General features: G+C 44.9%; 13 protein-coding genes and 1 tRNA gene. 6 read left to right on the forward strand and 8 right to left on the reverse strand.

Annotated features, from left to right (window positions below; genetic code table 11):
* Positions 1–44: 44 nt before the first annotated feature.
* Positions 45–476 (forward strand): GNAT family N-acetyltransferase, encoded by a 432-nt coding sequence (locus tag ACFSKO_RS19695; protein ID WP_380254894.1) that lies wholly within the window; start codon positions 45–47, stop codon positions 474–476.
* Positions 477–550: 74 nt separating this feature from the next.
* Here the strand turns inward: ACFSKO_RS19695 and ACFSKO_RS19700 are convergent, their stop codons facing one another.
* Positions 551–754: a SlyX family protein gene (locus tag ACFSKO_RS19700; protein WP_380254896.1), complete on the reverse strand. Its 204-nt coding sequence runs from the start codon at positions 752–754 to the stop codon at positions 551–553.
* A gap of 232 nt (positions 755–986) precedes the next feature.
* Here ACFSKO_RS19700 and ACFSKO_RS19705 point away from each other — a divergent pair, with 232 nt between their 5' ends.
* Positions 987–1,310, forward strand: a complete 324-nt coding sequence (locus tag ACFSKO_RS19705; protein ID WP_380254898.1) for an ArsR/SmtB family transcription factor — start codon at positions 987–989, stop codon at positions 1,308–1,310.
* Positions 1,311–1,392: 82 nt separating this feature from the next.
* On the forward strand, positions 1,393–1,566 hold the full coding sequence (locus tag ACFSKO_RS19710; RefSeq protein WP_380254900.1) for a hypothetical protein: 174 nt from the start codon (positions 1,393–1,395) through the stop codon (positions 1,564–1,566).
* A gap of 137 nt (positions 1,567–1,703) precedes the next feature.
* On the opposite strand, the gene guaA is transcribed toward ACFSKO_RS19710, so the two are convergent.
* From guaA to ACFSKO_RS19740, 6 genes are all read right to left on the reverse strand, one after another.
* A complete protein-coding gene (gene guaA, locus ACFSKO_RS19715; RefSeq protein ID WP_380254902.1) occupies positions 1,704–3,257 on the reverse strand; it encodes a glutamine-hydrolyzing GMP synthase in 1,554 nt (517 codons plus the stop codon).
* 225 nt (positions 3,258–3,482) lie between these two features.
* Positions 3,483–4,286, reverse strand: coding sequence for a TSUP family transporter (locus ACFSKO_RS19720; protein WP_380254904.1), 804 nt, complete (start codon positions 4,284–4,286; stop codon positions 3,483–3,485).
* A 206-nt stretch (positions 4,287–4,492) separates the two neighbouring features.
* Positions 4,493–5,794, reverse strand: coding sequence for an RsmB/NOP family class I SAM-dependent RNA methyltransferase (locus tag ACFSKO_RS19725; RefSeq protein ID WP_380254906.1), 1,302 nt, complete (start codon positions 5,792–5,794; stop codon positions 4,493–4,495).
* Between the two features lie 115 nt (positions 5,795–5,909).
* Entirely contained in the window at positions 5,910–7,373 is a 1,464-nt protein-coding gene (guaB, locus tag ACFSKO_RS19730; protein ID WP_380254908.1) for an IMP dehydrogenase, read from the reverse strand.
* Between the two features lie 239 nt (positions 7,374–7,612).
* Complete coding sequence (locus tag ACFSKO_RS19735) at positions 7,613–8,320, reverse strand: RlmE family RNA methyltransferase (protein ID WP_380254910.1); 708 nt, start codon at positions 8,318–8,320, stop codon at positions 7,613–7,615.
* Positions 8,321–8,537: 217 nt separating this feature from the next.
* The gene (locus ACFSKO_RS19740; protein ID WP_380254912.1) at positions 8,538–9,566 is read right to left on the reverse strand and encodes a Ppx/GppA phosphatase family protein; all 1,029 of its coding nucleotides are present in this window, start codon (positions 9,564–9,566) and stop codon (positions 8,538–8,540) included.
* 254 nt (positions 9,567–9,820) lie between these two features.
* On the opposite strand from ACFSKO_RS19740, the gene ACFSKO_RS19745 reads away from it, so the two are divergent.
* Positions 9,821–9,894, forward strand: a tRNA-Gln gene (locus tag ACFSKO_RS19745).
* A gap of 79 nt (positions 9,895–9,973) precedes the next feature.
* On the opposite strand, the gene ACFSKO_RS19750 is transcribed toward ACFSKO_RS19745, so the two are convergent.
* Positions 9,974–11,173 carry an MFS transporter gene (locus ACFSKO_RS19750; RefSeq protein ID WP_380254914.1) on the reverse strand — a complete coding sequence of 400 codons (1,200 nt, stop codon included), beginning with the start codon at positions 11,171–11,173 and terminating at the stop codon, positions 9,974–9,976.
* Between the two features lie 341 nt (positions 11,174–11,514).
* On the opposite strand from ACFSKO_RS19750, the gene ACFSKO_RS19755 reads away from it, so the two are divergent.
* Both ACFSKO_RS19755 and ACFSKO_RS19760 read left to right on the forward strand, forming a co-directional pair.
* Positions 11,515–12,288: a tellurite resistance TerB family protein gene (locus ACFSKO_RS19755; RefSeq protein ID WP_380254916.1), complete on the forward strand. Its 774-nt coding sequence runs from the start codon at positions 11,515–11,517 to the stop codon at positions 12,286–12,288.
* Between the two features lie 168 nt (positions 12,289–12,456).
* Positions 12,457–12,837, forward strand: coding sequence for a PadR family transcriptional regulator (locus tag ACFSKO_RS19760; protein ID WP_380254918.1), 381 nt, complete (start codon positions 12,457–12,459; stop codon positions 12,835–12,837).
* Positions 12,838–12,883 lie beyond the last annotated feature (46 nt).

The following is a 12,883-nucleotide window of genomic DNA, read 5'->3' on the forward strand; positions in this document are numbered from 1 at the left end:
TTAAATACTCTTCTCTTAAATTAAATACTAAATGAGAAACGTTGATGAAGTTGACTTACAAGTCTGCCGATACAACCGACCTTGAAACTCTTGTTGCAATAAGAGTTACTGCGATGAAAACAAGTCTTGAGAATTTAGGACGCTTTGATCTAGATCGGGCACGCTCCCGATTTACTGAGACATTTGTGCCTGAGCACACAACAAATATAATGACTGGCAAAGATATCATCGGATTCTATGTGTTAAAATATAGAGAAAACCATCTTTGGCTCGATCATCTCTATATAAAACCTGGATTTCAGGGAACAGGTGTCGGAACCGAAGTTTTGTCAGATATTCTTTCCAAAGCAAAAAACCAAGGAGTTTCTGTAAAATTATGCGCCTTGAAAGAAAGCAAGGCGAATGATTTCTATAAATCCCATGGCTTTGTTTTAACTCATTCAGAAGAATGGGATAACTACTATATTTATGATTAATTACGCCCCATTATCTCTCGAAATGCTATCGATTGAGTTATCATATGCTGAAAACAGTCCTATAGACGGCTTAATTAACCCGCCGTGTGTTTTTGTCCGGCCTCATTAGAGGCTTCAATATTTTCCAAGAAACGTTGCACTCGATCGAGACGCTTATTTAAACTTTCAATCGTCCGCCATTGTTCTGCGAGAACGTCACTCAATTCAGTAATCGTTTTCTCTTGCTCGGCAACGTAGGTTTCCAACGTAATAATACGCTCGTGTATTTGCTCAGCCATTAGCTTTATTTCGTTTCTCCATGAAGAGAGACACATCTCCGAACTTTATAACCTTTTGGGTTGAAGGAACGCCAATGATTATTTTGGCAACAGCAATGGCTGAATTAGGTAAAAGCCAATTTTTATAAACGACCATAAACGTTATCCTCTTTTATATCCTCCAGACAATACTAATTCGATATTTATCGAATTAGTATTGACAAGGCGAATTATTCTTTTATATCTTTTATGTATGAAAGTAATTGATGCAGCCTCACAATTAGAAGCCCTCGGCAAACCAACACGTTTGGAAATTTACCGTGCCCTTATACGCGCGGGAGATAGTGGCCTTGCTGTTGGCGCCCTCCAAGAAGACCTCAACATTGCACCTTCCACCCTATCACACCACCTCAAAACCCTAATTACATCCGGGTTAATTTCTCAAGAGCGACAGGCCACAACACTTATATGCCGCGCCAATTATAAGTCCATGCACGATCTTGTTGGATTTTTGGTTTCTGAATGCTGTATTGATACTCCAGACTCAAACTGTACTCCTCTTTACTGTAATAATTAGCTTAAACTCCCCACCCAAATATATGATACTATTTATTATGTATTTCGATAAAACCAGAATTATCGAATTAAAGGAAATATTTATGACTAAGGAAAATAAAATCACTCCAAAGAACGATCTAAACTCGGAGAAAAAAACTAACGAATGTTGTGGTGGATCACCTAAATCACGAGAGGATGCCTGTTGTATCGCTGATGAAAAAGCAAAGGACAAAGGCCAGGAGGGTTGTGGATGTAGCTGTAGTACATCCAATTAAAAGTCCTCGTCAAATTAAAGAAATGACCTGCCAAACTAAATTGATTTGGTCGATTCTGTTATCCAGGACAATCAAGGGGTGAAACCTGCTGGCTTCACCCTTTGAATTTTTAAACGTATTTTCTTGCTCTAATCCACCTATTCCCACTCGATGGTTCCTGGCGGCTTGGACGTGCAGTCATAAACCACGCGGTTGATGCCCCGTACTTCATTAATAATCCGATTGGTAACACGGCCAAGAAACTCATGATCAAAGTGATAATAATCTGCTGTCATACCATCCGTTGATGTCACGGCACGAAGAGCACAAACAAAATCATACGTTCGGGCATCACCCATAACGCCCACAGTTCGAACAGGAAGCAATACTGCAAAAGCCTGCCAAATCTCATCATAAAGGCCCGCCTTACGGATCTCTTCAAGATAGATTGCATCAGCCTTACGCAAAATATCACAGTTCTCAGGTGTTAACGGTTGGCCAGGAATACGGATCGCAAGACCAGGTCCCGGGAACGGGTGGCGGTCAACGAAGCTATCCGGTAACCCAAGTTCACGCCCAAGCCCTCGGACTTCGTCTTTGAACAGCTCACGAAGTGGTTCCACGAGCTTCATGTTCATACGCTCAGGTAAGCCGCCAACATTGTGGTGAGATTTGATCGTAACGCTGGGACCACCCGTGAAAGATACAGATTCAATCACATCAGGATACAAAGTTCCTTGTGCAAGGAAATCTGCACCACCAATTCTGTTCGCTTCTTCTTCGAAAATATCAATGAAGAGACCACCAATAGTTTTACGCTTTTTCTCAGGATCAAATTCATCCCCCAAAGCAGCAAAGAAGCGATCAGAAGCGTTCACATGAACGAGTTCAATGTTGTAGTGATCTTTAAATAAAGAAACCACCTGCTCGGCTTCACCCATACGCATAAAGCCAGTATCAACAAACACACAAGTTAGTTGCTCACCAATGGCTTCGTGAAGAAGTATAGCGACAACAGAACTATCAACACCACCAGAAAGCCCACAAATAACCTTACCATCACCAACCTGTTCGCGGATAACTTCTATCTTCTGATCTTTAAAGGCAGACATTGTCCAGTCGCCGGAACACCCTGCGACACCATGGGTAAAGTTCTTTAAGAGCTGTGCACCATGAGGAGTATGATACACCTCAGGATGAAATTGTACGGCGTAAAAGTTCTTTTCATCATTGGCAACAGCGGCATAAGGCGCGCCTTCGGAAGTCGCGACAACCCGGAAACCTGGAGCAAGTTTACCAACGCGATCGCCGTGGCTCATCCAAACCTGTTCTTGCGTGCCCACCCCCCAAACACCGTGAAATAGTGCACAGTCTTCTGTGATGTCGATCGTCGCACGGCCAAATTCCTGATGGTCAGAAGTTTCTACTTTACCGCCAAGCTGTTCCATCATGGTCTGTTGACCATAACAGATACCTAAAACAGGGACACCCATCTCAAACACTTTTGGTGGCGCAGAAGGGGAATCTTCCCAAGTCACAGAGGCAGGACCGCCGGAAAGAATGATTGCTTTGGGTGCATAAGCATCCAGAAAAGCACCATCGATGGCGTTAAACGGATGGATCTCGGAATAGACACCACTTTCGCGCACACGGCGAGCGATAAGCTGGGTAACCTGAGACCCGAAATCAATAATGAGAATACGATCAGTCATGGATGGAACTCGTGCTCCGCAATAAGCCCGACATCAATATTGGCAATTCCAAATACTGACTATCCAGGGCGCGTTCAGTTTCACGCCCCTTATCTGCCGCAAGCATCAACAAATGTCAAAGGTAGAAACAGTACATTATCTATAATTTTTCAGATAATGTCATGAACCTGAAAGGTGAACTTTCTCTTATAAAGGCTCTCTTAATTATGACGAAAGAAACAAATCCTAAAACGAAACTCCGAACTCTTGCCAAAGCTGACCTAGAATATGGTCCGGGTTTGAATGAATAAGCTTTATCGTCATAAGAATCGACGTCAGAACCAATAGTGGTCGTATAATTCTGGCGCCATGCCTCATGGTTAGCTGCGCTCCCAGAAATCCACCCAAAATCGATCCACATGCCATGATCAGTCCCACAGACCAAACCAGACTGTCACTAAAGATGAAAAACAAAAGAGATGCAAAGTTACTGGTAAAGTTCAAAAGCTTGGCGTGAGCCGTTGCTTTTAGCATGTTGTAGCCAAGCAAGGTCACAATGGCGAGGGTAAAGAAAGACCCTGTGCCCGGCCCGAAAAACCCATCGTAAAAACCAATGCTGGTGCCAAAGAAGAATGCAAAAACATTTCTCGAAATTCTTTGGTGGCGATCATCTTCGCCAAGCTTTCGTTGAAACAGAAAATAGACTGCGATTGCAATCAACAAAAACGGGATCGCATTTACCAGAAAACTACTATCAACTGAGCGTAAAACCAAAACGCCGGAGCCTGCACCAACAAACGTCAAAATGATAGGCAAAACCCAGGCACGTATATCCAAATGGCCTTTTCTCACAAAATTTAGAGTGGCAGAAAAAGTGCCAAACGATCCTTGTAACTTATTGGTCGCAATTGCCTGGATCGGAGAAAGTCCCACCGTCAAAAGAACAGGAAGCGTAATCAAGCCGCCACCGCCAGCAATAGCATCAACGAGACCCGCAAAAAAACCTGCCGCAAACATAAGGGCAAGAAGTTCTGGTGAGAAAAAATCCATTATTTAAAACCTGTCTGATGGTTTTCCTGAGGGATTACACAAAAGGAACGCACACAAAAACCTTCCACGAAACCAAACAAAAAACGACTTTGCAAAGTACCTTCAAAAGAAGATTAGTATTCAGTCATAGCAATCTTCGCCAACAATTACAGTAAGGATATTGTCAGGGCACAAATTGTCATGATGTCAATTGAAAGAAAGGAAACCTAAGCGGTCCTCTCAAGCACAGCACAGAAAAACCCATCTAGTCCGTGTTGCGCAGGCGTCAGTTTCATAACCTCCCCATCAAACGGGCACGGTACATCACTGACTTCTACCCATAACTTGGAGGCATCTCTCAGCGTATAGTTCGCATGTTTTGTCAAAAAGGTATTAATTTGGTCAATGTTTTCCCCATTGAACAAAGAGCAGGTAGCATAGATCAAACGCCCGCCAACTTTGACACATTTGGCAGATTTCTCAAGAACGTCTGCCTGCAGACCTTGATAGTTTCCGTACTTTTCTTTTGTCAGACGCAAACGGGCATCTGGTTGCCTCCGCCAGGTTCCACTACCTGAACAAGGTGCATCAACCAAAACACGATCAAATCCCTTTTTAGCCATCTTGTTGAGATTGTCATTGTTCAAGGTGGCATAACGTACATTCTCAACACCTGCGCGTTCCATACGAGGTTCAGCCCGCTGCAGTCTGCGTGCATCCACATCCATGGCAACAAGATCGCCATCATTTCCAAGACTTGCGGCCAAAGCGAGCGTTTTGCCCCCTGCTCCCGCACAGAGATCTATTATCGACATTCCAGGTTTGGCATCACAAAGAATGGCAATAAGTTGAGAACCTTCATCCTGAACCTCGACTAAACCTTCGCGAAATGCTTTACAGTTGCCAAGAGCCGTTCGCCCCTGTACGCGCAACCCCCAATCCGAATGCGCTGTTTTTTCGCTGATAACATCATCAGCCGCCAAAAATTCTTGCGCCTGTTCACGGTCACCCTTAAGCAAATTCACCCGTAGATCCAGCGTCGCTTCTTGTTGTAGTGCAGCCATTTCAAAAACGGCTTGTTCTTTACCGAATTGTTGTTCGAACAAACCTGAAATCCAATCCGGTAGCTCACCCATAACAGCTTGAGACATATCTGGATGATCGAGTGTTTTACCTTGAAGTGTTGCGAGAGCTTCATTCTCAAAATCACTCAACTTTTCAGGGCTGTATTGCTCCCCATTACAGATCTCGTCCAGTTCCGACGCTTTCATACCTTCCACCAGTATTGTGTAAGCCAGCACAGCCGAGCGATTACCTGCCGTCAATCCGGTCTGAGTTGTCCACCAGTCAAGACGACACCGGGACCTGATCACGCCATAAACCCGCGCATTGATATCACGTCTGTCCTTAGAGCCAATAAATCGACGCGCCCGCAGGTAGGTGTTCACCACCCGGTCCATGGGGAGCGGGCTTTCCTGCACTTCATTAAGCAGTTCAATTGATGTCTGGATACGGCCATTAGGTCTCATAATTGGGTCTCTTGGTTTCTTGTTATGATTTTGGGTACAGAAAGAAAATCGAAATTCTAGGTCCGAACGAAAAAGGGCGGCAAAAGCCGCCCTCTATCAGTACTCTTAAATAGAGTTACATGCCACCACGATAGTTCGGGGCTTCGCGTGTAATTGTAACGTCGTGAACGTGACTTTCTCTCAGACCTGCGTTGGTAATCCGACAGAAGGTGCAATTCTTACGCATATGTTCAATATCAGGAGATCCAGTATAGCCCATGGAAGCCTTAAGCCCTCCCACCAACTGATGCACAATCGCCGAAGCGGCCCCTTTAAAAGGAACACGACCTTCAATACCTTCAGGAACCAGTTTAAGATTATCGGTAACATCTGCTTGGAAGTAACGATCTGCGGATCCTCGTGCCATAGCGCCCATAGAGCCCATGCCACGATAAGATTTATAAGAACGTCCCTGATAAAGGAATACTTCCCCTGGGCTTTCTTCCGTACCGCCCAGAAGCGATCCGACCATCACCGCCCGAGCACCCGCAGCAATCGCCTTGGCAATATCACCAGAGTGCTTGATTCCACCATCGGCAATAATGCCCACGTTGTTTTTCTCTGCAACATCAACCGCGTCCATAATTGCCGTCAACTGAGGTACGCCAACTCCGGCAACAATACGAGTTGTACAGATTGAACCAGGCCCGATACCAACCTTAACCGCGTCAGCCCCAGCATCAATCAACGCCCGTGTCGCATCGCCAGTAGCAACGTTACCAGCGACGATCTGTGCGTTCGGATACAATTTTTTAATCTGTTCAACCGCTGAAAGAACCCCACGAGAATGACCGTGAGCCGTATCAATAACCAATAAATCCACGCCCGCATCGATCAAAGCTTCAGCACGGGCAAAACCTTCTTCACCCACACCTGTCGCAGCAGCAGCACGTAATCTGCCATGTTCGTCTTTACAGGCGATCGGGTGTTGTGCCGCTTTATCGATATCCTTAACCGTAATCAGACCGATACAGCGATAAGCATCATCAACGACAAGAAGTTTTTCAATACGATGTTGATGTAATAAGCGCTTGGCATCATCACCTGTAATGCCTTCTTTCACTGTAATCAGATTTTCGCTGGTCATCAGTTCAGAAATCGGTTGATTTGGATCTTGGGCAAAACGCATGTCCCGGTTGGTCAAAATACCAATCAGTTTACGAGTCTTATCTTCCACGACTGGGAAACACGAGAAATTAACGCTTTCTTGAAGTCTGTTCACATCAGCAAGGGTCGCATTCGGTGGAAAAGTCAAAGGGTCGGCAACCATGCCGGATTCAAACTTTTTCACTTTGCGGACTTCACTTGCCTGTTCTGCAATAGACAGATTTTTATGAATAACGCCGATGCCACCAAATTGCGCCATAGCGATCGCCAAACGGCTTTCGGTTACCGTATCCATCGCCGAAGAAAGCAACGGAATATTCAATTCCAAAGAGGCCGTCAACATAGTACGAGTATTGGCCTGAGCAGGAAGAACAGAGGATTCTGCTGGCAAGAGCAGAACGTCATCAAATGTGAGAGCTTCGCGGATGTGCATGTCAATCTTTCCCTTGAGCGCAGCGGAAACACAAGGTTTCCCGAATGGGTTGCCATCAATAAATGGCCAAATCCGATTGACGCCGCATTCTACACAGAAGCGACCTAAAGCCAAGTGATTAAAATAAGTCTATTTCAATTATTTTAGGTAGCCCAGAAAACAGGCTAAAAACGTCCTCTTTTGGTTACCTAGAACCACAGTTTATCTTAAACGGTCTTCGCAACATAAAGTTAGAGCGATTAAGATTTGAATCCAGTCGCAACCAGAAACATTTCGGAAGAATCTTTTCGACTGGCTTCTGGCTTAAAGTGACGTACGCTTTTAAACTTGGTTTTCACAAGCTTCAACAAATCTGCCTGAGCCCCACCTTGCAAAACCTTACCCACAAAGCTTCCCCCTGGAACGAGAACTTCTTCGGCAAACACTAACGCGGTTTCCATCAACCCCATAATGCGCAAGTGATCCGTTTGAGGGTGCCCTGTGGCAGCAGCAGCCATATCTGATAACACAACATCTGCGGGGCCGTTCATCTCTGCCTTCAAGCGATCTGGGGCATTATCGTCCATAAAGTCACCTTGAAGAAGAATAACACCTCCGATTGGTTCAACTTCCTGAAGATCGATTCCAACAATATGCGCTCCGGGACCACAGCGCTCTACAGCAATCTGACACCAACCTCCAGGCGCACAACCAAGGTCAACAATACGAGAGTTCTTTTTGAATATTTTGAATTTGTCGTCAATTTGCGCAATCTTGAAGGCCGCACGTCCACGATATCCTCTTTTTTTGGCTTCTTGCACATAAGGATCGTTGAGTTGGCGGTTTAACCACCGCGCAGAAGAATTTGACCGTCGAGCTGCCGTTTTGACACGAACTTTCAGTCCCCGTCCCGAAGGATTACTGCTTGGGCGTGAACCGCCTTTTTTAGGTCTATCCGAAGAGCTCATTCTTCTGCTTTCTCATTATTTCTTTGGGCTTTGGTTGAACTTTATTTATGTGGGGCAAATTTGATAAACGCACCAATACCAGCCAAAATCCTTTAAATCTAGATAGTGTCTTAGTGTACCCGGCCCGACTTAACAATCCGAATTACCAAGACATAGATATAAGGATAGCGGTTTAAGCGCTAACTTTCCACCTAAACAACACTCACAAGTAAGGGGCTTAGTTAGCGTTCATCAGCTTATATAGAATACCTTCACGTAAACCTCTGTCCGCCACTCGTAGCTGTGCAACCGGCCATAACTTAGCCAAAGCTTCAAAAATAGCACACCCGGCAACCACCAAATCTGCACGCTGAATTCCAATACAGGGGTTCGCAACCCTTTGATCATAAGACATGTTTGAGATTTTATGACAAAGACCAATTGCTGTATCACAATTGATCAAAGTCCCATCGACCCGATTACGATCATACCGGGGAAGCTTTTTATATACCCCAACAAGCGTTGTGACAGTACCAGAGGTTCCCAACATTTGGATTTGGTTATCCCGTACTCTTTGTGAAAAATCGTGTTTCTTTTCAAATTCGAGAAAATCATCATAAATTTCCTGAACCATCTGCTGATAGATTTGCGGAGTAATGTCACGCCCACCGTATTTTTCAGCCAGTGTAACCACACCTTTAGAAACCGAGAACCAGTCTTCCATCAAAGGTTTGGGTAAATCACGACCGGTGCCTGGCTTATCTAGGCGAATCCAACTCACTTCCGTACTTCCCCCGCCAATATCAAAAATCAGCGCTTCAGGGACCTCAGGATTTAGTAGTGGTGCACAGCCCATAATCGCAAGCGATGCCTCTTCGCTGCTGTCGATAACTTCAAGATCAATCCCGGTTTCGCGCTTAACTTCCGCAATAAAGAGCGCTCCGTTATTCGCCCGTCGACAAGCCTCTGTTGCCACACATCGTAACCGGGTCACGCCTCGTCTCTTTAGCTTTCCCGCGCAAATTTTGAGGGCTGCTATGGTCCGGCTCATGGCTTCGTCAGAAAGCTCACCGTTCAGGCTGAGTCCTTCACCTAAACGCACGATCCGGGAAAAGGTATCCAGAACACGAAAACCCTTACGGCTCGGACGCGCAACAAGCAGGCGACAGTTATTGGTCCCCAGATCTATCGCTGCGTATATATTATTGTCCGCCCGTTGCTGTGTCCTTTTAGGGGCACGTTTGCGGGAGTGCGAAGTAACCGTCAAAAATTCCGCTCCTGAAACCAGCTGAATAAAACATTCAATACTCCTTTATTACGAAGAGCAGAGGGCTGATCAACAACGTAATTGCCTAAAACACACGAAAAACGTTTATCAGGCAAAAAAACAGCAATCGTTTCAAAAAGGTGTTGTAAGATCTTTGGTATGGGACTATACGAAGCCCCGAAAGTTACCGTGAGCTGGTGTCTTGAGACAGAACACACTGATCTGACTTAAACAATTTAGACACAGCCCCCTGATCCGGGATAGTTTAACGGTAGAACTAAAGACTCTGACTCTTTCAGTCCAGGTTCGAATCCTGGTCCCGGATCCAATTTATTTCCATAAATTGCTTACTATGGGTACTTTTGCACTGTCTTCTGCCTATAAAATACCGGGTAAATTTTCAAAGTTTAAATCTTTTCCAGAAATTTAAATTCGCGCCTTAATGGAAGAAGAAAAACAATACTACCCGCGACCACAGCAGATAGGAAGAATACACCTTGAAGACCGATAGATCCCACAAGATTAGCAGTTAGGACGGGTCCAATAAACTGTCCAACAGATAACATCAAAAACGTGAAGCCAAAACCTACGGCAGGAACATCATTAAAGAGTGACAGGCTCCACATTCCCAGAGCTGCTGCCACAAAAACAAAAAATGCCCCAAAGAGAACTGCAGAAAGGATAATGGCTGCGATATGATCCGTACTTGCTAGTAATGCCGTCGCAGTTGTAATCCCAATCTGAAACAGGGCCATAGCAAGTACTATTCCCATTTTGTTTACCACGTACCCGGCAAACATGCCTCCAAACCCCGCGATACCAACAACGATCCAGAATAATTGTGCAACCAATTCTGAATTAAAAACATATCCAAAAATCTCACCTGATTTACCTTCAGATGTACTGATAAGATCGACAGAGAATGTCCAATAAACCGACGTTGCAATTCCTATAACGAAAGCAATGATCAAAAGACGTAGTCTTTCAGGGTGAAGAAAAGTCGAAATCGTTATTGAGACCGTTGAATTTTTCTTTGCCTTTCTGTCTTTAGGAACTTTCGGGATAACCCACGCACACCACAAGGTCGCAAGCAAGGCAAAACCCGAGAAACCAACCCATGACCAACGCCATGCCCCCTCAAACAGTATCGCAACCGGGCCGCTGAGTAAGACGCCAAGACTGGTGCCTGAATTAATTATCGCATAGATAGAGCGTTGTCGATTTGGGCTAACAAACGTAACCACCAACTCAGAAACAGGTGTGTATGCCAATCCGGGTGTTACACCAGCAAGAGCCACGCCTAATACCAACATCGCGGGTGATAACGCCGTGGCAATCAACATCATACCAACAACGGCTGTCATTCCACCCAATAGAAGTGATTTCCGAGGATCGATTTTACTGGAAATATAAATACCAAGAAGTGCCACCAGGAAATAACTGGCATAAGATATACTCGCAATATATGCGAGAGCTTCATCAGACAGATTAAATTCTTCACGAAATATAGGAATAAACAACCCATAGGCATAACGACAGAGGCCATACGATGTTGCCGTAATACAAAGCCCCGGACCGACTAATGCATAGTCTATCTTGCGTATCATTGTGATCACTCACCCTCAATTTAGGAATATAGTATGGCTATATTTCGGGTTAGCAGAGGTCAAAAAACGACCAATTTTACCAGATAAGGAATAAACACTGTTTGCGGTAACTGGGAATTCTCCCCCCCCCCCCCCCCTAAAACCATATCAAAAATCATCTGCTGCGAAGCCATTATAAATTGATCCTGCAAGATGAGACATATTGTCCTCGTCAGTTATTCATCACTCAAAAGATTGAAACTTTTCGGCTCTCCCCTATATGAAAGATAAGAACTGATCCAAAGATCATCGATGTTAAAGATCATCGGTGTTACTGGCTTCCATAAAAATGACGGGACATAATGTTTAACGCATCCAATCTGATCAATGAAGTACTCGGCGCTGGCAGTGGCGCGAATATGCAAAAAGGAAAAGATTATCTTTCTAAAAACGCTGGTGGCCTTGCTGGCGGGGCAGTTGCCGGTGGATTAGCAGGATATATGCTTGGCTCAAAAAAAGGGCGCAAGATGGCGAAGAAAACGGTGCAATATGGTGGCATGGCGCTTGTCGCAGGTCTGGCTTATAAAGCTTACCGTGATTGGCAAGGAAACAAACAACCCGCTGTTGCACAGGCCTCATCTGGTAACGTGGTTCAAGCTCCAACGCCTCAACACAATGCTCCTCAGCCAGCACCCCAAACCGTGCCAAGAACCACATCGAGCATTCCTTCTGTCCCCAGAGGGTCAGCATTTGTAATTGAGGAAGAGAGCGAAAGTTCAGATTGTTTTGGCGCTGCAATAGTAAGCGCCATGATTGCCGCGGCAAAAGCAGATGGGCAAATTGATGGTGCAGAGCAGAATGCTATCTTTGATAAAATCGCTGCGCTCTCGCTCTCAAACGACGAAAAAGCTTTTTTAATGGATCAACTGAGAAGTCCGCTTGATATAGACAGCCTCGTTAATCTGGCTCAAACGAAAGAGCAAGCTGTTGAGCTTTATGTTGCATCACTGATGGCAATCGAAGTCGATAATCTGGCAGAGCAGGGTTACCTCAACATGCTTGCGGCCAGGTTGAAGTTAGAGCCTGAACTCGTTACCCATATTCATAGTGCTATGACAGAAGCCGCTATGACCTAGCGCCTCACCTAGATTAAGTATGCGACAAGAGCCCCACTGGTTAATATAACCAAGTGGGGCTCTTTATTTGGTCATCTTAACCGGTAACTCATATAATTGAGCTCGTAATTACAGAACATTTTTACAAAATCACTTGACACCTAGACCATCGATGCATTAATAAAATTTATGAGCAAACAAACCAAAGCCCCTGATCTACTAAGCCGTACCTACTGGAACAGTACAATCAAGATGAGCTTGTCAAAGTTCTTCATCCTTTGCGTACTGCACGAGCGGTCGATGCACGGCTACGATGTCGCGAGCGAAGTTGAGCGCAAAACGAATGGCGGTTGCTCACCACGAGAAGGTACTGTTTATCCAATATTAAAGCAATTTGCAGATGGTGGATATGTGACTTTCAAAACTGAAATCGTATCTGGTCGTGAACGCAAAATTTACACGATAACTGACAAGGGGAGTCAGGCGTTCAAAGTTGGGCTTGAAGAATGGCTTGAGATTACAAAATGCCTGCAAAACTGCCAGTCTATGCTTGTAAGTGATTGCTGTTAAAAAATTTTAACTTTATATATCGACGATCGATGCATCGATGAAAGAG

This window comes from Kiloniella antarctica (assembly GCF_042682825.1).
GTDB classification, from domain to species: Bacteria; Pseudomonadota; Alphaproteobacteria; order Kiloniellales; family Kiloniellaceae; genus Kiloniella; species Kiloniella antarctica.

Bases quoted from the DNA above. Each gene is read 5' to 3' on its own strand.
- ACFSKO_RS19695 (WP_380254894.1), top strand. From the start codon at position 45: ATGAAGTTGACTTACAAGTCTGCCGATACAACCGACCTTGAAACTCTT.
- ACFSKO_RS19700 (WP_380254896.1), bottom strand. From the start codon at position 754: ATGGCTGAGCAAATACACGAGCGTATTATTACGTTGGAAACCTACGTT.
- ACFSKO_RS19705 (WP_380254898.1), top strand. From the start codon at position 987: ATGAAAGTAATTGATGCAGCCTCACAATTAGAAGCCCTCGGCAAACCA.
- ACFSKO_RS19710 (WP_380254900.1), top strand. From the start codon at position 1,393: ATGACTAAGGAAAATAAAATCACTCCAAAGAACGATCTAAACTCGGAG.
- guaA (WP_380254902.1), bottom strand. From the start codon at position 3,257: ATGACTGATCGTATTCTCATTATTGATTTCGGGTCTCAGGTTACCCAG.
- ACFSKO_RS19720 (WP_380254904.1), bottom strand. From the start codon at position 4,286: ATGGATTTTTTCTCACCAGAACTTCTTGCCCTTATGTTTGCGGCAGGT.
- ACFSKO_RS19725 (WP_380254906.1), bottom strand. From the start codon at position 5,794: ATGAGACCTAATGGCCGTATCCAGACATCAATTGAACTGCTTAATGAA.
- guaB (WP_380254908.1), bottom strand. From the start codon at position 7,373: ATGCACATCCGCGAAGCTCTCACATTTGATGACGTTCTGCTCTTGCCA.
- ACFSKO_RS19735 (WP_380254910.1), bottom strand. From the start codon at position 8,320: ATGAGCTCTTCGGATAGACCTAAAAAAGGCGGTTCACGCCCAAGCAGT.
- ACFSKO_RS19750 (WP_380254914.1), bottom strand. From the start codon at position 11,173: ATGATACGCAAGATAGACTATGCATTAGTCGGTCCGGGGCTTTGTATT.
- ACFSKO_RS19755 (WP_380254916.1), top strand. From the start codon at position 11,515: ATGTTTAACGCATCCAATCTGATCAATGAAGTACTCGGCGCTGGCAGT.
- ACFSKO_RS19760 (WP_380254918.1), top strand. From the start codon at position 12,457: ATGAGCAAACAAACCAAAGCCCCTGATCTACTAAGCCGTACCTACTGG.